The sequence below is a fragment of the Candidatus Pseudomonas auctus genome, from assembly GCF_048654275.1.
Classification (GTDB): domain Bacteria; phylum Pseudomonadota; class Gammaproteobacteria; order Pseudomonadales; family Pseudomonadaceae; genus Aquipseudomonas; species Aquipseudomonas pharyngis.
The window spans coordinates 1-18,628 of the sequence record NZ_JBJYZK010000024.1; the positions used below are offsets into that span (position 1 = coordinate 1).

Annotated in this window: 18 protein-coding genes; 6 read left to right on the forward strand and 12 right to left on the reverse strand. The window is 61.0% G+C overall.

Annotated features, from left to right (window positions below; genetic code table 11):
* Window positions 1–165: 165 nt before the first annotated feature.
* The 6 genes from ACKUG4_RS27810 to ACKUG4_RS27835 form a co-directional block, all read right to left on the reverse strand.
* Window positions 166–1,692, reverse strand: coding sequence for a SulP family inorganic anion transporter (locus ACKUG4_RS27810; RefSeq protein ID WP_064592507.1), 1,527 nt, complete (start codon window positions 1,690–1,692; stop codon window positions 166–168).
* 90 nt (window positions 1,693–1,782) lie between these two features.
* The gene (locus tag ACKUG4_RS27815; protein WP_064592510.1) at window positions 1,783–2,514 is read right to left on the reverse strand and encodes a carbonic anhydrase; all 732 of its coding nucleotides are present in this window, start codon (window positions 2,512–2,514) and stop codon (window positions 1,783–1,785) included.
* Window positions 2,515–2,752: 238 nt separating this feature from the next.
* On the reverse strand, window positions 2,753–3,811 hold the full coding sequence (locus ACKUG4_RS27820) for a PA0069 family radical SAM protein (protein ID WP_445435253.1): 1,059 nt from the start codon (window positions 3,809–3,811) through the stop codon (window positions 2,753–2,755).
* 74 nt (window positions 3,812–3,885) lie between these two features.
* Window positions 3,886–5,187 carry a c-type cytochrome gene (locus ACKUG4_RS27825; RefSeq protein ID WP_445435254.1) on the reverse strand — a complete coding sequence of 434 codons (1,302 nt, stop codon included), beginning with the start codon at window positions 5,185–5,187 and terminating at the stop codon, window positions 3,886–3,888.
* Window positions 5,188–5,199: 12 nt separating this feature from the next.
* The gene (locus tag ACKUG4_RS27830) at window positions 5,200–6,984 is read right to left on the reverse strand and encodes a GMC family oxidoreductase (RefSeq protein ID WP_085613564.1); all 1,785 of its coding nucleotides are present in this window, start codon (window positions 6,982–6,984) and stop codon (window positions 5,200–5,202) included.
* 2 nt (window positions 6,985–6,986) lie between these two features.
* Window positions 6,987–7,733 (reverse strand): gluconate 2-dehydrogenase subunit 3 family protein, encoded by a 747-nt coding sequence (locus ACKUG4_RS27835; RefSeq protein WP_445435255.1) that lies wholly within the window; start codon window positions 7,731–7,733, stop codon window positions 6,987–6,989.
* A 297-nt stretch (window positions 7,734–8,030) separates the two neighbouring features.
* On the opposite strand from ACKUG4_RS27835, the gene ACKUG4_RS27840 reads away from it, so the two are divergent.
* Window positions 8,031–8,675, forward strand: coding sequence for a phosphatase domain-containing protein (locus ACKUG4_RS27840; protein ID WP_221398427.1), 645 nt, complete (start codon window positions 8,031–8,033; stop codon window positions 8,673–8,675).
* On the opposite strand, the gene ACKUG4_RS27845 is transcribed toward ACKUG4_RS27840, so the two are convergent.
* The 3 genes from ACKUG4_RS27845 to prlC all read right to left on the reverse strand — a co-directional run bounded on the left by ACKUG4_RS27845 (window position 8,662) and on the right by prlC (window position 13,156).
* A complete protein-coding gene (locus tag ACKUG4_RS27845) occupies window positions 8,662–10,704 on the reverse strand; it encodes a M3 family metallopeptidase (RefSeq protein ID WP_445435256.1) in 2,043 nt (680 codons plus the stop codon). The two genes, ACKUG4_RS27840 and ACKUG4_RS27845, sit on opposite strands and share 14 nt — an antisense overlap.
* 113 nt (window positions 10,705–10,817) lie before the next feature.
* Window positions 10,818–11,108, reverse strand: a complete 291-nt coding sequence (locus ACKUG4_RS27850; protein WP_007953955.1) for a YheV family putative zinc ribbon protein — start codon at window positions 11,106–11,108, stop codon at window positions 10,818–10,820.
* Window positions 11,105–13,156, reverse strand: a complete 2,052-nt coding sequence (gene prlC / locus ACKUG4_RS27855; RefSeq protein ID WP_236187679.1) for an oligopeptidase A — start codon at window positions 13,154–13,156, stop codon at window positions 11,105–11,107. Before prlC ends, ACKUG4_RS27850 begins: the two co-directional genes overlap by 4 nt.
* 89 nt (window positions 13,157–13,245) lie before the next feature.
* On the opposite strand from prlC, the gene ACKUG4_RS27860 reads away from it, so the two are divergent.
* Both ACKUG4_RS27860 and ACKUG4_RS27865 read left to right on the forward strand, forming a co-directional pair.
* Window positions 13,246–13,791: a gamma carbonic anhydrase family protein gene (locus ACKUG4_RS27860; protein ID WP_064592524.1), complete on the forward strand. Its 546-nt coding sequence runs from the start codon at window positions 13,246–13,248 to the stop codon at window positions 13,789–13,791.
* A 28-nt stretch (window positions 13,792–13,819) separates the two neighbouring features.
* On the forward strand, window positions 13,820–14,470 hold the full coding sequence (locus ACKUG4_RS27865) for an HAD family hydrolase (RefSeq protein ID WP_445435257.1): 651 nt from the start codon (window positions 13,820–13,822) through the stop codon (window positions 14,468–14,470).
* Window positions 14,471–14,584: 114 nt separating this feature from the next.
* On the opposite strand, the gene ACKUG4_RS27870 is transcribed toward ACKUG4_RS27865, so the two are convergent.
* Window positions 14,585–15,661 carry an aminopeptidase gene (locus ACKUG4_RS27870; RefSeq protein WP_445435258.1) on the reverse strand — a complete coding sequence of 359 codons (1,077 nt, stop codon included), beginning with the start codon at window positions 15,659–15,661 and terminating at the stop codon, window positions 14,585–14,587.
* A 57-nt stretch (window positions 15,662–15,718) separates the two neighbouring features.
* Here ACKUG4_RS27870 and ACKUG4_RS27875 point away from each other — a divergent pair, with 57 nt between their 5' ends.
* Window positions 15,719–16,141: a PA0061/PA0062 family lipoprotein gene (locus ACKUG4_RS27875; RefSeq protein ID WP_064592534.1), complete on the forward strand. Its 423-nt coding sequence runs from the start codon at window positions 15,719–15,721 to the stop codon at window positions 16,139–16,141.
* Between the two features lie 40 nt (window positions 16,142–16,181).
* Complete coding sequence (locus ACKUG4_RS27880; protein WP_221398433.1) at window positions 16,182–16,601, forward strand: PA0061/PA0062 family lipoprotein; 420 nt, start codon at window positions 16,182–16,184, stop codon at window positions 16,599–16,601.
* A 6-nt stretch (window positions 16,602–16,607) separates the two neighbouring features.
* Here the strand turns inward: ACKUG4_RS27880 and ACKUG4_RS27885 are convergent, their stop codons facing one another.
* Both ACKUG4_RS27885 and ACKUG4_RS27890 read right to left on the reverse strand, forming a co-directional pair.
* On the reverse strand, window positions 16,608–16,847 hold the full coding sequence (locus ACKUG4_RS27885) for a DUF1161 domain-containing protein (RefSeq protein WP_007953935.1): 240 nt from the start codon (window positions 16,845–16,847) through the stop codon (window positions 16,608–16,610).
* A gap of 103 nt (window positions 16,848–16,950) precedes the next feature.
* Window positions 16,951–17,382, reverse strand: a complete 432-nt coding sequence (locus ACKUG4_RS27890; protein WP_236187684.1) for an OsmC family protein — start codon at window positions 17,380–17,382, stop codon at window positions 16,951–16,953.
* Between the two features lie 243 nt (window positions 17,383–17,625).
* Here ACKUG4_RS27890 and ACKUG4_RS27895 point away from each other — a divergent pair, with 243 nt between their 5' ends.
* Window positions 17,626–18,627 (forward strand): LLM class flavin-dependent oxidoreductase, encoded by a 1,002-nt coding sequence (locus ACKUG4_RS27895; protein ID WP_445435259.1) that lies wholly within the window; start codon window positions 17,626–17,628, stop codon window positions 18,625–18,627.
* Window position 18,628 lies beyond the last annotated feature (1 nt).

An 18,628-nucleotide genomic window follows, 5' to 3' on the forward strand; every position in this document is an offset into this window, starting at 1 on the left:
CTGGCTAGAGTCGGAATCGAGCTTTTAGTCCCGCCCACCCCTTCAAGTCTAAACATACAAGCGGGCTTGCTCGCGAAAGCGCTGTGTCAGTCAAAATTAATGTCGACTGATCCACCGATTTCGCGAGCAAGCCCGCTCCCACAGGGGTATTTCCACGTCAGGTTTTTAGCCAGCAGCACCTATTCCGGTGGTGGTGCGGATCCTCCCCTCGAGCCGTCGCTTCAATCCACGCGACTCGATCAACAGTTTCGCCCCCTTGGCCGCATTCGCCCGGCCCCACTCTTCGAGCAGTTCCAGACACGAATGGTCGATGTAGCTCAGGTTATTGAGCGGCACGTGCACCGTCGTGCCCGGTGGAATGCTGCCCAGTACCTGAGTCAGCGCCGGCACCTTGAGGAACGTCGCGGCGCCCACCAGACGCAACTCCATTTCCCCTTCCTGCGGCAGATCGATCAGGCTGATTTTCAGGCGCGAGGCCTTGAACGCCAGTTTCAACAAAGTCAGGCCGAAACCGATCAATACGCCCGTCAACAGGTCGGTGAAGATGATCGCCAGCGCCGTGGCGGCGTAGGTGAACATCGGCATCCGGCCATAACGCCCCAGACCACGGAACGCCTTGAGATCCACCAGTTTGAAACCGGTGTAGACCAGAACGCCCGCCAGACTCGCCACCGGAATGCTCTGCAGTACACTCGACAGCAACAGCACGAACGCCAGCAGCCACAGGCCATGGAAAATCGTCGAGTAGCGCGTGGTGGCGCCGGCCTGGACGTTGGCCGAACTGCGTACGATCACCCCGGTCATCGGCAGCGCGCCGACCAGACCACAGAGCATGTTGCCGACGCCTTGCGCCGACAGCTCACGGTCGAAGTCCGAACGCGCGCCACTGTGCATGCGATCCACCGCGGCGGCGGACAGCAGGGTTTCGGCGCTGGCGATGAAGGCGACAGCGAACGCGGCGATCAGCAGCGTCGGGTCGGCCAGGCTGAGCAGGTCCGCCGGTTTCAGCCAATCGATGGCTTCGGCCAGATTCGCCGGCACTTCAACCCGCTTCACTTGCAGCGCCAGCAAAAGGCTGGCACCTGTCGCCAGCCCGACCCCGAGCAGCGCGCCGGGAATGAAACGCAGCGAATGCGGGCGGAATTTTTCCCACAGCCACATCACCGCGATGGTCGACAGCCCGAGCAGCCCGGCCTGCCAGCCAAAGGACGGCAACGCCTGCGCCACTGCGCCGGGGAATGCCGTCAGATTGTCCAGACCAGAGGGTTTCGGTGACGCGTCAAGCATCACATGCACCTGTGACAGCACGATCAGCACACCGATACCGGCAAGCATGCCGTACACCACCGCTGGCGCCGTGACCCGGAACCAGCATCCGAGCTTCAGGCGTCCCGCTACCAGTTGCAGGAAACCGGCGAGCAGCAGGATCGGCCCGAGCATTTCAATGCCGTGCTGGCGCACCAGTTCGAACACCAGCACCGCCAGACCCGCCGCCGGACCGCTGACCTGCAACGGCGACCCCGCCAGCCAGCCCACCACCAGCCCTCCGATGATCCCGGTGATCAGGCCTTTGGCCGGTGGCAGCCCTGAAGCAATCGCAATGCCCATGCACAGCGGCAACGCGACCAGAAACACAACCACTGAAGCGAGCAGCTCCCGTGGCAACACAGCTTTCAATTGAGCCGCACGCATGGCGATACTCCCGAAGTTTTCTTCAGGCGTGGCAAGGCCTGGCCGCTGAAACAGCGGCCGGCGTCAAACCACACGGATTTTTAGGAGGATTTAGAAGCGCGCTTTGGGCGTCGCCACCGGAATCGGATGGCTGCCGTCGAGCGGCAGGAAGCATCCCTGATCCGCGTCGTAAGCTTTGATTTCGCTGGTTTCGATGTTGTAGACCCAGCCATGGATGAACAGGTGACCGTTCGCCATGCGCGAGGCTACCGAAGGATGGGTACGCAAGTGCTGCAGTTGGGCGATGACGTTTTCCTCGGTGAGGATCGGCATGCTTTCTTTTTCGTCGGCGCAGTTGCAGTTGTCATGCACCATGGTTTTCGCGACTTCGGCGTGGCGCAGCCAGGCTTTGACCGTCGGCATCTTTTCCAGGCTGTCCGGATTGAGTACCGCACGCATGGCGCCGCAGTCGGAGTGGCCGCAAATGATGATGTGCTGCACGCCGAGGGCCAGTACCGCGTATTCGATGGCGGTGGAAACGCCGCCGTTCATTTGGCCGTAGGGTGGCACGACGTTGCCGACGTTACGGGTCACGAACAGATCGCCGGGCGAACTCTGGGTGATCAGTTCAGGAACGATGCGCGAGTCGGCGCAGGTGATGAACATGGCCCGTGGCGATTGGGCCGTGGCGAGTTTCTTGAAGAGTTCTTCCTGCTGCGGAAAGACCTCATGATGAAAATGCAAAAAGCCGTCAACGATACGCTTCAACGCTGCATCGGCGGATTCCGCCACAGGGGCGGCTTGCGCCGACGCAGCCAACGGCTGTTTATCCTTGTCACTCATGATTCATCCTCATTGGCGGATTCGGGGAGTCGTTCCCGTGTATTCCGGTGTGAAGCCAGTGGCTGTTTAGAACATCCGGGTCATCCCGACCCGTCAGTCACTCGATGAGCAAGGTAACTGCCGAAACTTAACTCAAACTGAATCAAGCGCTCTAGAACGTGTGTTCCAGGTCACAAAATGTGTGACCGGCGTAAACCGGGTCAAGCATTCCTTCCTCTCAACCATGGGCCAATTGTCGCTAAATCAGCGCCATCTGACGACCCGGCGGACAGAAGGCTGTGCAGTCGAGGTTGTAGCCTTCGCGGTGATTGAGTCCCAAGTGCTTGATCGCTTTGGCGAAGCGCTGGGCGAGCAGGTCGGCAAACGGCCCCTCGCCGCGCATCCGGGTACCGAAACGGCTGTCGTACAGCTCGCCGCCACGGCTTTGGCGGATCAGGCTCAGCACATGCGCTGCACGTTGCGGGTAGTGCGCCTCAAGCCATTCCTCGAACAGCGGCGCCACCTCCAGCGGCAGGCGCAGCATCATGTAGGCCGCGCTCTGGGCGCCGGCCGCGTGGGCCTCGGTCAGCAGGCTTTCGATTTCGCTGTCGTTGATCATCGGAATCATCGGCGAACACAGCACGCCCACAGGAATCCCCGCCTCGCGCATCACCCGGATCGCCCGCAACCGGGCCTTGGGTGCGGCGGCGCGGGGTTCGAGGATGCGTTTGAGTTCGTCGTTCAGGGTGGTCAGGCTGATCATCACCGCCACCAGCCGCTGTTGTGCCAGTTCGGTGAGCAGGTCGAGGTCGCGCAGGATCAGCGAGCCCTTGGTGACGATCGTCACCGGATGCCGGTAGCGGAGCAGTACTTCGAGGGTCTGGCGGGTGATCCGGTGTTCGCGTTCGATCGGCTGATAGGGATCGGTGTTGGAGCCAAGGTTGATCGGCGCACATTGATAGCCTTTTTTCCCCAGCTGTTCTTCCAGTAGCTGTGCCGCGTTGGTTTTGGCGATCAGTTTGGTTTCGAAATCCAGCCCCGGCGACATGTCCCAATAAGCGTGGCTGGGCCGTGCATAGCAATAAATGCAGCCATGCTCGCAGCCGCGATAGGGGTTGATCGAACGGTCGAAGGGCAGGTCCGGCGAGGTGTTGCGGGTGATGATGGTCTTCGCGGTTTCGAAGCTGACTTCGGTGCCCTGAGTCAGTGGCACTTCCTGATACCAGCCGTCATCCTCGGCCACCGAACGACTCGGCGCGAAGCGGTTGTGCGGGTTGGTGGCGGTGCCGCGACCGCGCGGAGGAAGAGGGGTGGACATGGCAATGCCTCGATACTGTGTGCATATACAGTATCGAGGCGTTGTCGGTCTGACTAGTGCCGTTGGGCGAACAGTCAGTTGTGCTGTGTCACCTGGCCGAGGTCATCGTTCGAGGTTTGCTTCATATCGTCCTTGCGCAACTGGGTCACGTCAGCGGCCTTGACCGGCGCGCCCTTGTTGCCCCAACTGCCACGGATGAAGCTCACCACATCCGCCACTTCCTGATCCGACAGACGCCAGGCGAAGCCAGGCATGGTGAAGGTCGATGGCGCGGCGTGCGTCGCAGGTAGAGTGCCGCCCTTGAGCACGATGTGAATCAGCGAGGTCGGGTCGTCCGATTGCAACACCGGATTACCTGCCAACGCCGGGAACACCCGGGTGTAGCCATGGCCGTCGGTGCGGTGGCAGGCGGCGCAGTTGTCGATGTACACCGATGCGCCACGCTGACTGTCATCACCGTTCCACAAGGCCTTGGCGGCTTTCTCGTCGTACTGGTGCGGCTGGTCGGCAGGATCATTGGCCGGCAGCGATTTCAGGTAACGGGCAATCGCGGTCAGGTCGGCGTCGGTCATGTACTGCATGCTGTGGGTGACCACGTCGCTCATGCCGCCGAACACTGCGCTGCGGTCGCTGCGACCGGTCTTGAGAAACTGCACCAGTTGTCCTTCGCTCCAGCTGCCGAGACCGTCCTTGTGGTCGCCGCGCAAACTTTTGGCGATCCAGCCCTCCAGCGGCGCGCTGCCTGACAGAAAACTGCTGCCTTCGGCCGCGCTCAGGGATTTTTCCTGCATGGTCAGGGCCCGTGGCGTATGGCAGGCGCCGCAATGTCCGAGGCCTTCCACCAGATACGCCCCACGGCTGACGACGGCATCGTCCGACGCGGGTTTGTAGTCCTCGACCTTTGGCGCGAACAGCCAGCGCCAGCCCATCAGCGGCCAGCGCATGCTCAATGGCCACGGGATGTCACTGGCCTTGTTCTCTTGCGCCACCGGTGCAACGCCATGCATGAAGTAGGCGTAGAGCGCCCGCATGTCGGTTTCGCTGACACGGGCGTAGGACGGGTACGGCATCGCCGGGTACAGGGTCGTGCCGTTTTTGGCCACGCCATGGCGCACGGCCTGGTCGAAGTCCTCGAAACTGTAGTCACCGACACCGGTTTTATCCGGGGTGATGTTGGTTGAGTAAATTGTGCCGATCGGGGTTTCCATCGGCAGGCCACCGGCGAACGGCTTGCCATCCTTGGCCGTGTGGCAGGCCACGCAGTCGCCGGCACGGGCGAGGTATTCGCCTTGCTTGATCAAGGATTGATCAATTTCGGCGCCGTGAGCGGCCGTGCTGCCGAGCAGCGCGAGGGTCGCGATAACGAGAGTCTTCATGGTCATCGCTCCTTAAGCCTGAACCAGCGGGCCGGGGTTTTTCAGGTACTGCTCGCGAATCGCTTTCGCCGACCAGTAGGTCAACGCGGCGACCAGCCCGGTCGGGTTGTAACCCAGCCCTTGCGGGAATGCCGAGGCACCCGGAACGAACACGTTGTGCACGTCCCAGCTCTGCAGGTAGCGGTTCAGCGCGCTGGTCTTCGGATCGGTGCCCATGATCGCGCCACCGTTGAGGTGGGTGGTCTGGTACGAGGCGCTGTTGAAGTGGTCGCCGACTTTCTTGCCGATCACGGCAATGGCTTTCGGGCCCATGGCTTCGGCGATCTTGCCCATTTTCTCGACCATGAAGCGGTTCATCTTGATGTCGTTTTCCTGCCAGTCGAACGTCATCCGCAGCAGCGGCATGCCGTAGGCATCGCGGTACACCGGGTCCAGATCGAGGTAGTTGCCACGGTAGGACTGATGTGCGCCGTGGGCGTCCATCGACACCTGGTGGGTGTAGTAATCGGCGGTCGCGCGTTTCCACGCACTGCCCCAGGCCGGGGTGCCCGGCGGGTTGGAGGTGCCGGCGATCGGTCGGCTGCCGGCCTGGTTGACCCACATCGGCGAGCCACCGACGAAACCGTGAGGCCCGTGGTCGAAGTTGTCGGCGTTGAAGTCATCCACCGCCACACCGTTGCCGCCGGCGCCGATGAAGTTGTTGGTGTGGGTGTCCTTGTCGAAGAACGCCTTGATGGTGGCCATGTTCTGGTAGGCGAAGTTGCGCCCGACCACGCCTTCACCGCTGACCGGGTCGTAGGGTTTGCCGATGCCGGAGAGCAGCATCAGACGCACGTTGTGCAACTGGAATGCGCCGAGGATCACCAGGTCCGCCGGTTGTTCGATCTCGCGGCCCTGGCCGTCGACGTAGGTGACGCCGGTGGCTTTGGTTTTCGTACTGTCGAGGTTGACCCGCAGCACGTGGGCGTTGGGCCGCAGTTCGAAATTCGGCAGCGGCTTCAGCGCCGGCAGAATGTTCACGTTCGGCGACGCCTTGGAATACATGTAGCAAACGTAACCGCTGCAGAAACCGCAGAAATTGCACGGGCCCATCTGCGCGCCGTAGGGGTTGGTGTACGGCCCTGAAGTATTGGCGGAAGGCAGGTTGTAGGGTTTGTAACCGACTTCGGTAGCCGCTTTGCCGAACAGCTGTGCGGAAACCGTGTTTTTCTGCGCTTCCAGCGGGAACGGGTTCGAGCGATCCGGTGCGTACGGGTTGCCGCCCTTGCCCTGGCCGACCAGTTGTCCTTTCACGGTCCAGGCCTGGCCGGAGGTGCCGAAGACTTTTTCGGCGAAATCGAAGAACGGTTCCAGCTCTTCATAGCTGACGCCGAAGTCCTGGATGGTCATGTCCTTGGGGATGAAGCTTTTGCCGTAGCGCTCTTCGTAGTGGCTGCGCATGCGCAACTCGATCGGGTCGACTCGAAAGTGCACGCCCGACCAGTGCAGCCCGGCGCCGCCCACGCCATTGCCGGGCAGGAACGCGCCCAACTGGCGATTCGGCAGGGCGATGTCGTTGATGCTGTGGCGGATGGTGACGGTTTCCTTGGAAACGTCCTGGAAGAGTTTTTTCCGCACGCTGTAGGTGAGTTCGTCGATCACCTGTGGATAGTTGCCGTCAGGGTAAGTGTCCTGCATCGGCCCGCGTTCCAATGCCAGCACGTTCAGCCCCGCTTCGGTGAGCTCCTTGGCCATGATCGCGCCCGTCCAGCCGAAACCGACGATCACTGCGTCGACCTTTTTCATTACCGTTGCCATGCTCACGCCCTCTCGCCGCGAATCGAAACTGCCGGGAAGGGGTACTGCTCGTTGCGTTCCACCCAATCCATGAAATCGGCGCGGGCGCCGGGGAATCCGATCATGGTCCAGCCGACCATGCCTTTATTGCCGCCATGGATCGGGTCGCAGAAGAACCCTTCCTTGGTGTTTTGCAGCAGCAGGCTGAAGAAAATCTTCGCCGGAACGCTGTCGAATTGCGGTTTCCCGGCTTCGAGCTGCTTGAGCAGATCGTCTCGGGTAGCGCTGTCTTGCTCGGCAAATGTTTTACCGTTGATGGATTTTGCCCACTGATCCGTGGCGGCGATGCCGAGACGATAGATTTCTTTCGGGACCAGTTTGCTCTGCCAGCCCATCTCCGGCGCGGCGTCGGCATTGAACGGGCCCTGCATGTACCAAAGGGCACCGGCGGCGTACGGGGTGTTCATCTGACGGTCGATGTATTCCGGCACGCCAGCTTCGAGTGCACCTGGGCCTTGTGCGTCGTTGGGGATCAATTGCGCGACGGCGGCATTGATGAACGCCCACTCTTCGGCAGTGAAATAGCTTGGCTGATAGGTACTGGCTTCACCGGCGGCCGGTTTCGCCGGGGGCGTGGCAGGCGCACTTTCCGGCGCGGCTTGCAGCACGGTGCTGCCGAGTCCGCTGCCGGCGAGGGTAACCACTGGAATCAGGGTCAGGGATTTGCGCAAAAACTCACGCCGCGGGTTGTCTCGATCTTCATCAGACATGGGGATGCACCTCATCAGGCATTGATGGTTGTCAGCCGTTTCTGCGAACGGCTCAAGAATTTTCTGGCTGCGACGTGGCCGGAATGACCGGGAGAAAGGGGACGCGTCTGCAACATGATGTGACAAATGGTAGCAGGCTAAGCAACCGGATGAACCGATTCAGCCAAAAAAACAGCGCTTTTCGATCAAGGGAATCGCGGTATTCACGATTCTTTTACAAGCGCCTCACGCGGATTTGACCGCGAAGCTCGCAAGCTGCGGCCTTCACTGACGAAACCCACACGGTCGCCGTAAAGCATGTTCCTGACGCGTTTTTCCTCCGCTTTCTGTTTATCGCTGCTGGCCCTGTTCAGCTGGAGTCCAGCTCAGGCCGCGCAAACCCCGGCTTCCCGTCCCGTCGAGTGGGCGCAACCGGTAGAGGTGCAATACAACCTGTTCCAGATGTCGCCCACGCTGTATCGCAGCGCGCTCCCTGATGACGGTGCGGTGCCGTTGCTGAACAACCTGAAGGTGGCCACCGTCATCAATTTTCTGCCGGAAGCGGATTCCAGCTGGCTGAAGGCCCCCGGTATCCATCAGGTGCAATTGCCCTATCGCACCAATCACGTGGACGACAGTGATGTGCTCAAGACCCTGCGTGCGATTCAAGCCGCCGAAGCCGACGGCCCGGTGTTGATGCACTGCAAGCATGGCTCCGATCGCACCGGCCTGATGGCGGCGATGTACCGGATCGTTGTGCAGGGCTGGAGCAAGGAGGATGCCCTGAACGAAATGACCCAGGGCGGCTTTGGTGAAAGTGGTCACTTCCGCGACAGCGTGCGTTACGTGATGCAGGTCGATGTCGACAAGTTGCGCACCGCGCTGGCCAATGGCGATTGCAGTACCAGCGCGTTTGCTACGTGCTCGATGAAGAGCTGGTTTCAGACGGTCAATCTGAAGTAACCCTTCCGGCCTCCTCATTAACGAGGCCGGCGACTGGCCGGCCGATGAACGCTTCAACCGCATCCAGGAGCGGACGCCCCGCACCCGGTGTAAAGAACGTTGCGCGAAACTCACGACCGGTCTGCGCGTTGAACACCCAGTCGCGGCTGAAGCGCTTGAATGCTTCCTGGGCCAGCATGTTCGACCAGACATAGGCGTAAACCGAAGCGTCGTACTGGGTCACCATGTAATCGAAACCATTGGCGAACCGGTGATCGTCCGGTAATTGCAGATGAGTCAGAGTGCGCTGCACATCGTTGCAAACCTCTTCGACCGAGCGTCCATCGCCGTGGGTCAAGTGCAGTTCGAAGTCAATCATCGCCCCCATCAGCAACAAGGCCTGTTGCCGGCTGGAATGGGCCTGACTGGCTGACAGAGCCGCGTCGACCCGTGCGGCGCTCAAGCGCTCGCCGGTTTGAAAATGGGCACCGAGCCACAGCACAAACTCGCGCGACTGACACCATTGCTCAAACAATTGCCCGGAAAACTCTGCCGCTTCATGCCCCAATTGCAGGATGCCGGACAGCGTGTAATGGGGCGAACGCGTCAACACGTGCTGGAGGCAGTGGCCAAACTCATGGAAAAGCACCCGAAGATCGTCGATTTCGAGGCGGCACGGATGGGTATCGGTGGGCGGTGTGAAATTGCTGTGGAGCAGGGCAATCGGCAGCGCCGGGCGACCTTCGGCGTTGATCCGGCGATTGCGCAGTGTGGTGGTGCCGGGGAAGTCCACCGCCTTGTCGCGGTGAAACGGGTCAAGGTAGATGTAGCCGATGACCTGTTCATGCTCGCTGATTTCCAGCAGGCGCACATCGTCATGCCAATGCCCGCCGCCGGACTGCTCGACGATGCGGATCCCGAACATCCGTTCACAGAACAGAAAGAGCCTGCGCAGGGTGCCCTCCAGTGGGAAGTAATCACGCAGGTTTTCCAGTGCGCCGGGAAACTGCTGCTGGCGCCATTGTTCGGCGAGGAAGTCTTCATCCCACGGCTGGACCCGGTCGATCCCGCATTGCTGCGCAAAGGCCGCCAGTTGTTCTGCATCCTGCGCGAGGGCAGGTGCCAGCTGCGCCGCCTGACGCTGGAGAAAACCACTGACCCACGCCGTCGTCCCGGCGCTGTGTTTGGCCAGACTCAGTTGCGCGGCGTTTTCGTGGCCGAGCAAACGGGCTTTCTGCTGGCGCAAGGCAAGCAGCTTGGTCAGCACCGGGCCGTTATCGAAGCGACCGGCCAGTGGGCCCTGATCGGAGGCGCGGGTCATGTAGGCTACGTAGCATTCCTCACGCAAGGCGCGGTTCTCGGCGTACTTGAGAATGTGCTGGCAGGTGTTCTGCTCCAGCCGGATCAGCCAGCCGTCATGCCCGGCCTCGCGTGCGGCGCGCGCCAGACGATCCTTCATCGCCGGCGACAAGCCTGCGAGCAGCGCAATGTCGTCGACACGCTTGCTCCACGCCTCGGTCCAGCGCTCGAGGTTGTCCAGAAATACGTGCTCCAACCCGCCGATCTCGAGGTTCAACCGCGCCAGCTCCTGTTGCTGTTCAGTAGGAAGCTCGATGCCCGACTGCTTGAATCGGCGCAGAATCCGCGCCAGTGCGATGTTGCGCGACTCATCGAAACTGCCGGCGATCGAACTCTGCGCCAAACGCTGATAGGTCTCGTACAACCGGCGATTGCGGGCTTTTTCAGAGCGATACTGATTGATCGCCAGATGCGCCTTGGCGCTTTCCACGAGCCAGGTGGGATCGTCGGACCTGACCATCGACAACGTTTCGAGAATCGAGCGGACTTCACCGAGGCGGGCATCGGCTTCGTCGATGCTCAGCACCAGATCGTCCCAGCCGGGATGTTCGGACTGACTGGCGATCACTTGGGCGATGATGTGTCGATTGTCGGCAATGATGCGGTTGACTGCCGGCACGAGATGCTCGGCGCGAATCGCTGGCCAGGGTGGCAGCGTCCAATGTTGCAGGAGGGGATTGGTGTCGGGCATGGCAGCTTCCTTCGAGGCGTGGCGCAAAGGGGCCAGCCTACGAAGCAAGTGCGGGGGGCAGGTGTTAAGCCAATACCACCTTCCACCGACGAATCGGGGAAGGTGGTTGAGGATCAGTGCTGCTCGTCAGGCTTTTTCTTCAGCTTCGGATTCGGGAAGAACTGCACCGCCTGAACCGTCTTGTCCGGGGCAGGCTTGAGCGCGCTGGTGTTGACCCGCGTGCCCAGCTCTTTCGGCACCGACAGCCCTTGGGCATTGAGCGTGTCGCTGTAACCGCACGCCACGCATTCACGGTGCGGGACATCGTCCTCGCTCCACATCATCAGTTTGTCCGGCTCGCTGCACGCCGGGCAGACCGCCCCGGCGATAAAGCGTTTTTTGGTCTTCACGGGTGCCTCACTCATGCTGCCGCGTCCTCACTCAGGCCGCTGTGGCGCAAGAGTGCGTCAATCGACGGCTCACGGCCACGGAAGTCGACGAACAGCACCATCGGCGCCTGCGAACCACCGCGGGCGAGGATCGCTTCGCGGAAGGCGCGACCGGTGTCGGCATTCAGCACGCCGTCTTCTTCGAATTTGGAGAAGGCATCCGCCGACAGCACTTCCGCCCACTTGTAGCTGTAGTAACCCGCCGCGTAACCGCCGGCGAAGATGTGGGCAAAGCTGTTCGGGAAGCGGTTGTAGGCCGGAGGACGCATCACCGAGACTTCGTTGCGCACGCCTTCGAGCACCTGCGCGACGCTGCGGCCGTCACCGTGGGTGGCGTGCAGTTCGAAGTCGAACAGCGAGAACTCCAGTTGGCGCACCATCATCAGGCCGGACTGGAAGTTCTTCGCCGCGAGCATTTTTTCCAGCAGATCCTGCGGTAGCGGCTCGCCGGTTTCGTAGTGGCCGGAAATCAGCGCGAGGCCTTCCGGCTCCCAGCACCAGTTTTCCATGAACTGGCTCGGCAGCTCGACCGCATCCCACGCCACGCCGTTGATGCCGGACACGCCGGCATGCTCGACGCGGGTCAGCAGGTGATGCAGGCCATGGCCGAATTCGTGGAACAGGGTAGTCACTTCATCGTGGGTCAGCAGTGCAGGTTTGCCGCTGTCGGCCGGGGTGAAGTTGCACACCAGGTTGGCTACCGGGCTTTGCAGCACGCCGTCGACGGTGCGGCGACGGTCGCGGGCGCCGTCCATCCACGCGCCGCCACGCTTGTTGGCGCGGGCATAGAGGTCGAAGAAGAAGCGGCCAACGTGCTGGCCGTTTTCCTTGATTTCGAACAGGCGTACATCCGGGTGCCAGGTGTCGAAGCCTTTCAGTTCGGCGATCTCGATGCCGTATAGACGCTGAACAATAGCGAACAGGCCGCCCAGCACTTTGTCGATCGGGAAGTAGGCGCGCAGGGTTTCCTGAGCCACGCTGTAACGTTGTTCACGGAGTTTTTCACCGTAGAAACCGCTGTCCCAGCTTTGCAGATCGGCGCAGCCCTGCTCGGCGGCGTAAGCCTTGAGCTGTTGCAGATCCTGGGCGGCGAACGGTTTACTGCGTTTGGCCAGATCGCGCAGGAAGCTCAGCACCTGATCGCTGGACTCGGCCATTTTGGTCGCCAGACTCAGTTCGGAGAAGCTGGAGAAACCGAGCAGTTTGGCCAGTTCCTGACGCAGGTCGAGGATTTCGCCCATCACCGGGCCATTGTCGTTCTGGCCGGCGTTCGGGCCTTGATCCGACGCACGGGTGCAGTAGGCGGCGTAGACTTCTTCACGCAGCGCACGGTCCTGGGCGTAGGTCATCACCGCGTAGTAGCTCGGGAATTCCAGGGTGATCAGCCAGCCGTCGAGGCCTTTGGCCTGGGCGGCAGCAGCCATTTGCGCCTTGGCCGAATCGGTCAGGCCGGCGAGGGCGGCTTCGTCGGTCAGGTGCTTGGTCCAGGCCTGGGTGGCGTCGAGCAACTGGTTGGAGAAGCGGCTGCCCAGCTCGGACAGCTTGCTCTGTACTTCGGCGTAGCGTTTCTGTTCGGCTTCCGGCAGGTCGATACCCGACAGGCGGAAATCGCGCAGGGCATGTTCCAGAATGGTTTTCTGCGCCACGTCGAAACCGGCGGCTTCCGGGCTGTTGGCCAGGGCTTCATAAGCCTGGAACAGCTCGCGGTTCTGACCCATCTCGGTGGAATAGGCGCTCAATGCCGGCAGGCACGACTCGTAGGCTTCACGCAGTTCGGCGCTGTTGCACACGGCATTGAGGTGGCTGACCGGGCTCCAGGCGGCGCCCAGGCGATCATTGAGTTCGTCCATCGCCAGCACCAGCCCGGCCCAGGTCGGGTTCTGGCCCTGGGTCTTGAGGATTTCGGCGATGGCGGCGCGGTTGTCGGCCAGGATGGTTTCGATGGCCGGCTGCACGTGTTCGGCACGGATCGCGGAGAACGGCGGCAGGTCGTAGGACTGCAGAAGAGGGTTGTTCACGCTCACGGTTGGCACCTTGGCTGGAAGAAACATGCGCCCATCTTAATTACAATCGACACCCACCGCAGCTATCGGCGACAGAGAGAGAACTAATCGTGTCCCTTCGCAAGTACCAGAATCAAACCCCACGCTTGAGCAAAGGCGCTTTTGTCGACGGCTCGGCGGTGGTGATCGGCGACGTCGAAATCGGCGAAGACAGCTCCGTGTGGCCGCTGACCGTGATCCGCGGCGACATGCACCGCATCCGCATCGGTGCGCGCACCAGCGTGCAGGACGGCTGCGTGTTGCACATCACCCACGCCGGCCCGTTCAACCCGGACGGCTTCCCGCTGCTGATCGGCGATGACGTGACCATCGCCCACAAGGTCATGCTGCACGGCTGCACCGTCGGCAGCCGCGTATTGATCGGCATGGGCAGCATCGTGATGGACGGCGCGGTGGTCGAGGACGACGTGATCATCGGCGCCGGCAGCCTGGTGCCGCCGGGCAAGCGCCTGGAAAGCGGATTTCTGTACGTGGGCAGTCCGGTGAAACAGGTTCGTCCGCTGACCGACAAGGAAAACGCCTTTTTCACCTACAGCGCGGCGAACTACGTGAAGCTCAAGGACCTGCATCTGGCTGAAGGCTATGACCAGCTCTGACTTTTCTCTCTACCGCCCGGGATTTTTCATGCATTACCAGACCGTACTGTTCGACCTCGACGGCACTCTCACCGATCCGCGTGAGGGCATCACCCGTTCCATCCAGTTCGCCTTGAGCAAACTCGGCATCGATGAGCCGGACCTGACCAAGCTGGAACACTTCATCGGCCCGCCGCTGTTGCAGGCGTTCATGCAGTTTTATGGTTTTGATGAAGCGAAGGCGTGGGAGGCGGTGAATTTCTACCGCGAGCGCTTCAAGGTCACCGGCCTGTACGAGAACCGGGTGTTCGAAGGCGTCACGCCGTTGCTGGAAACCCTGAGCGGCCAGGGCCGGCAGCTGTATATCGCGACGTCGAAGCCGTGGGTGTTCGCCCGGGAAATCGCCCGGTATTTTGATTTTGCCAGACACTTCAAGGTGATCTACGGCAGCGAACTGGACGGCACTCGCACCAACAAGGTCGAGCTGATTGCCCACCTGATCGCCGAGGAAGGGCTGGACCCGGCCAGCACGCTGATGATCGGTGACCGCAAGCATGACCTGATCGGTGCTCGCAGCAACGGTCTGGATGCAGCGGCTGTTGGTTATGGGTTTGGCAGTTTTGAAGAGTTGAATGCCGAGGCGCCGGCTTATCACTTCGAGACTTTGGATCAGTTGCATCAGGCATTTTTGCAGCGCTGATCAGATAGCCTTCGCGAGCAAGCCCGCTCCCACAGTGACCGCGTTTCAGTACCGGAACTCGGTTTCCTGTGGGAGCGAGCCTGCTCGCGATGGGGCCAAAAAGCCGCAGTAGATTTATGAGCCTGCCAGCACTTTCAGAGCCGACTTACGCTCAACGACTGGCAAGCCACCCAACTTCTCGACTTCTGTGTAAAACCTGACCCAATCCCCATCGACCTGCCTGAACAACGCCGCAAACGCCGGCACCCACTGGTCATACAGCCCGAACGGCAACAGCCGCGCGTTGTTCAACGGCGCATTGACCCAGGCGTCATAGCGTTTGTCGCCGGCCCACTGGCTATCGCGCATTGTTCGGTAGTCGTGTCGAAACCGTTCGAACTCCGCCGCCTTGCGCTCGCGCATCTGCGCTGTCGCCAATGGTTGTGCATAGAGTTTTTCGAGGCGTGAACGGGTGTCGAGGATCAGCTGAATGAACTGATCCCGCTGCTTGAGCTTCGAGTCGTTTTCCGGGGGTAAGCCCCGAAACGCTCGCCACTGCCGCGTACCTTCCTGCTCGACGAAGGTCGCGAAGGACTCGTTGAACTCGGTGTCGTCCTTCACATAGAAGCGCTGGTGGGCCAGTTCGTGGAAGATCAGCGTCGCCAGACGCTCGTCGCCCCAGCCCATCATCGAATTGAGGATCGGGTCGTTGAACCAGCCCAGGGTCGAGTAGGCCTCGACGCCGCCGATCGACACGTCCATGCCTTGCAGGCGCTGAATCGCGGCCTCGCCCCGCGCCGCGCTCTGGCTGTAATAGCCGCGGTAGGCCACGCAGCCGGCAATCGGGAAGCAATGGTTCTGCGGGCTCAGGGAAAACTCCGGGGTGGCGAACACATTCCACACGACAAACGGCCGACCGATGTCGGCGTAGAGGCGATAGCTTTGGTTGTCCGGCAGGTGCAAGTGTTCGCTGGCGAAGGCCCGGGCTTTTTGTGACTGGGCCAGATGAGTGCGCAGTTTGGCATCGCGAGCCGGGTCGGCGATCACCTTGGCCACCGGCTCCCGCGCCCGCAAAAGCTGCAGCTGACCGCTGGCCAGCTGGCTGTAATAGCTCAGGCTTGAGCAACCGTTGAGCAACAAAATCATCACACCCGGAAACAAAATCCGCAAAACGCGATCAAGTAACCCATGGCTTGGAAGCGGCCTGATCAAAATAAGAAATCCCCCGGAAAGTCTGCCCAAGACTATCCCGCCCATTGGAGCTCCGCTATGCGCATGTTGATACTGACAGGAAGCGTGCTGACGCTGGCCGGTTGTGCCGGATTCGGAATGCCGACCCCTGACCCCTCGCAGGCCTGGATCGATCTGGATGCCCGGCAACAGGACACGGCGCTGCAGGCGCTGGAAGTCGACGACAAGGCTGCCGTCGATCATCGTTACTTCGAAGTGCAGCCCGGCAGCCATGAGCTGAGGGTGCGTTATCAATTCCCGGTCGAGGCGACCAACATCGGCCCGGATGCCGAGCCGCTTTGGCGTGACTGTCAGTTGAACGTGAAATTCAAGGATTTCAACGCTGGCCAGCGTTATCAGTTGCAGGCGGGAAGCATCGGTTTCCGCCCGTGGGCCAAACTCTACGATCAACAACGCAACGTGGTGGGCCAGGGCACGCCGGCGGGCTGCCAGCGAACCTGATCGGCGTTATGCTGGAGGTCCGAACTCACGGACATCCATCATGCGCACGTTGATGCTGTTGCTCGCCGCCAGCCTGCTCGCCGGTTGCCAGACACCGTTGCCCCCTGTCGATCCGAACATGGCCTGGGTCGAGTTCTCCACGCCGTCCCCGGGCGGTAAGTTGCTGATGGCCGAGCGTCTCGACAACCAGCGACTGACTGATGGGCGTTTCTTTCAGGTTACGCCCGGCAGCCATGAGTTGCGGGTGCGTTTCGACTTTGAAGTGTTCGGCGGAGGCGGCAGCCTGATGACCGGCCCTGTGGAGCGCCTGTGCTACCTGACCATCCGCTACGATCATTTCGAGGCAGGGCAGCGTTACAGGCTGGAAGGCCGCTCTCTGGCATTCACCCCGAGTGCCCGCCTTTACAACGACAGGCGGGAAATCGTCGCCGAGGATCGCGAAGTCAATTGCATCATCTGAGGAGTATCAGCGGTCGTTCTTCTGATAGATGATGGCTTTGGTGCCGTTGTCGCAGGTGCCGACGATCATGGCGATGTCGTGTTTTTCCGCCTCCTCTTTGGAAACTATCTCCAGGGTATAGGAGGGCACGGCATTCGCCTGAATCTTGATTTCGATCTCTTGCTTGAGTTCTTCGCAATCTTTGGGCGCTGCGAAGGCCGACGTTGCCAGCACGCCACAGATAACCGCCAAGGCAAAACGTTTCATGGTTGAAGCTCCATCGAAGCAGCGCGCACGAAGATGCGCGAAAGCTGCTGTCATTTATTCGACCACACTTTTGCCTGGCGGGTTCTGATCCGGCTCAAGGCAGTCAGCTGTCCAGCGATGCGTCGAGACTGATCTTCGCATTCAGCACCTTGGATACCGGGCAACCTTCCTTGGCCTTGTTGCTCAGATCTTCGAACTGCGCCTGGGTCGCTCCCGGAATTTTTGCCTTGAGGATCAGTTTCACTGCGGTGATTGCAAAGCCGCCGTCCACCTGATCCAGCGTGACCTCAGCCTGGGTGTCGATGCTGTCGGCCTTGAGCCCGGCGTCGCCGAGAATCATCGAAAACGCCATGGAGAAACAACCCGCATGGGCGGCGCCGATCAGTTCTTCCGGATTGGTGCCCTTGCCGCCTTCGAAGCGGGCCTTGAAGCCGTAGGGCGCTTCACGCAGGACGCCGGTTTCGGTGGAAATCGAGCCGATGCCGGTTTTCAGGTCACCTTCCCAATGCGCGGATGCCTTCTTCACGATAGCCATGTGTGCCTCCTTCAATTCGGGCGCGAAACGCCGCGCCGTCGTGGTTTTTGCCTGCAAGGCTTCTGAGGATAGACGCCGGAACAAAGTTCAGCCCAAGTGAATCGTTGACTTTTTTAGTAGGAAATTTCAGATCGGCTATTGAAACTCGGGTATATGCCCTCATTGCACAGAACACGCTTATGAATTGGGCAGGTTTGCGTTCGCCAAGAACACACCTGCGCCCTCAATCGGAGATGCAGGTTTATGAAGCAACTGTCCGACGTAAAATTTTCCACCCTCGATCTGGTGCCGGTGCGCGAGAACGGCAGCCCGGCCCAGTCGCTGCGCAACTCGCTGGACCTGGCGCAGCATGTCGAGAAATTTGGCTACACGCGGTTCTGGGTCGCCGAGCACCACAACATGGATGGCATCGCCAGTTCCGCCACCTCGGTGTTGCTGGGCTACCTGGCCGGCGGCACGTCGACCATCCGCGTCGGCTCTGGCGGCGTGATGTTGCCCAACCACGCACCACTGGTGATCGCCGAGCAGTTCGGCACCCTCGAAAGCCTGTATCCGGGACGTATCGACCTCGGCCTGGGCCGTGCGCCGGGTTCCGATCAGATGACCGCCCGTGCCTTGCGTCGTGAGCGTTCCGGCAGTGCTGATGATTTCCCGGAAGACGTGGCTGAGCTGGCGCGCTTTCTAGGTCCGCGCACGCCGGAACAGCGGGTGATCGCGATGCCGGGAACCGGCACCAACGTGCCGATCTGGCTGCTCGGCTCGAGTTTGTTCAGTGCGCAACTGGCCGGTGAGCGCGGTTTGCCCTACGCTTTCGCCTCGCATTTCGCACCGCGTTTCATGCACGAGGCGATTCGCGTCTACCGCAATCACTTCAAGCCATCGGCGGTGCTCGACAAGCCGTACGTAATGCTCGGTGTGCCGTTGGTGGCAGCCGACACCGATGAACAGGCCGACTACCTGGCGACCTCGGTGTACCAACGAATCCTCGCGCTGATGCGAGGGCAAAGTCTGGTGCAGCGCCCACCGGTGAAAACCATGGACGGCCTGTGGCTGCCCCACGAGCGTGAGGCCGTGGGTGATTTCCTTGGTCTGGCGATGGTCGGCAGTCCGCAGAAAATCCGCGCGAAACTCGAAGTGCTGATCGAACAGACCCAGGCTGATGAGCTGATCTTCACCTGCGACCTTTACGAACATGCCGATCGCCTGCATTCCTACGAGTTGCTGGCGCAGGTCATGAAGGGCTGAG

What these genes read in the sequence shown, in the direction of transcription:
- ACKUG4_RS27810 (WP_064592507.1), bottom strand. Translation starts at nt 1,692, where the DNA reads ATGCGTGCGGCTCAATTGAAAGCTGTGTTGCCACGGGAGCTGCTCGCT.
- ACKUG4_RS27815 (WP_064592510.1), bottom strand. Translation starts at nt 2,514, where the DNA reads ATGAGTGACAAGGATAAACAGCCGTTGGCTGCGTCGGCGCAAGCCGCC.
- ACKUG4_RS27820 (WP_445435253.1), bottom strand. Translation starts at nt 3,811, where the DNA reads ATGTCCACCCCTCTTCCTCCGCGCGGTCGCGGCACCGCCACCAACCCG.
- ACKUG4_RS27825 (WP_445435254.1), bottom strand. Translation starts at nt 5,187, where the DNA reads ATGAAGACTCTCGTTATCGCGACCCTCGCGCTGCTCGGCAGCACGGCC.
- ACKUG4_RS27830 (WP_085613564.1), bottom strand. Translation starts at nt 6,984, where the DNA reads ATGGCAACGGTAATGAAAAAGGTCGACGCAGTGATCGTCGGTTTCGGC.
- ACKUG4_RS27835 (WP_445435255.1), bottom strand. Translation starts at nt 7,733, where the DNA reads ATGTCTGATGAAGATCGAGACAACCCGCGGCGTGAGTTTTTGCGCAAA.
- ACKUG4_RS27840 (WP_221398427.1), top strand. Translation starts at nt 8,031, where the DNA reads ATGTTCCTGACGCGTTTTTCCTCCGCTTTCTGTTTATCGCTGCTGGCC.
- ACKUG4_RS27845 (WP_445435256.1), bottom strand. Translation starts at nt 10,704, where the DNA reads ATGCCCGACACCAATCCCCTCCTGCAACATTGGACGCTGCCACCCTGG.
- ACKUG4_RS27850 (WP_007953955.1), bottom strand. Translation starts at nt 11,108, where the DNA reads ATGAGTGAGGCACCCGTGAAGACCAAAAAACGCTTTATCGCCGGGGCG.
- ACKUG4_RS27865 (WP_445435257.1), top strand. Translation starts at nt 13,820, where the DNA reads ATGCATTACCAGACCGTACTGTTCGACCTCGACGGCACTCTCACCGAT.
- ACKUG4_RS27875 (WP_064592534.1), top strand. Translation starts at nt 15,719, where the DNA reads ATGCGCATGTTGATACTGACAGGAAGCGTGCTGACGCTGGCCGGTTGT.
- ACKUG4_RS27880 (WP_221398433.1), top strand. Translation starts at nt 16,182, where the DNA reads ATGCGCACGTTGATGCTGTTGCTCGCCGCCAGCCTGCTCGCCGGTTGC.
- ACKUG4_RS27885 (WP_007953935.1), bottom strand. Translation starts at nt 16,847, where the DNA reads ATGAAACGTTTTGCCTTGGCGGTTATCTGTGGCGTGCTGGCAACGTCG.
- ACKUG4_RS27890 (WP_236187684.1), bottom strand. Translation starts at nt 17,382, where the DNA reads ATGGCTATCGTGAAGAAGGCATCCGCGCATTGGGAAGGTGACCTGAAA.
- ACKUG4_RS27895 (WP_445435259.1), top strand. Translation starts at nt 17,626, where the DNA reads ATGAAGCAACTGTCCGACGTAAAATTTTCCACCCTCGATCTGGTGCCG.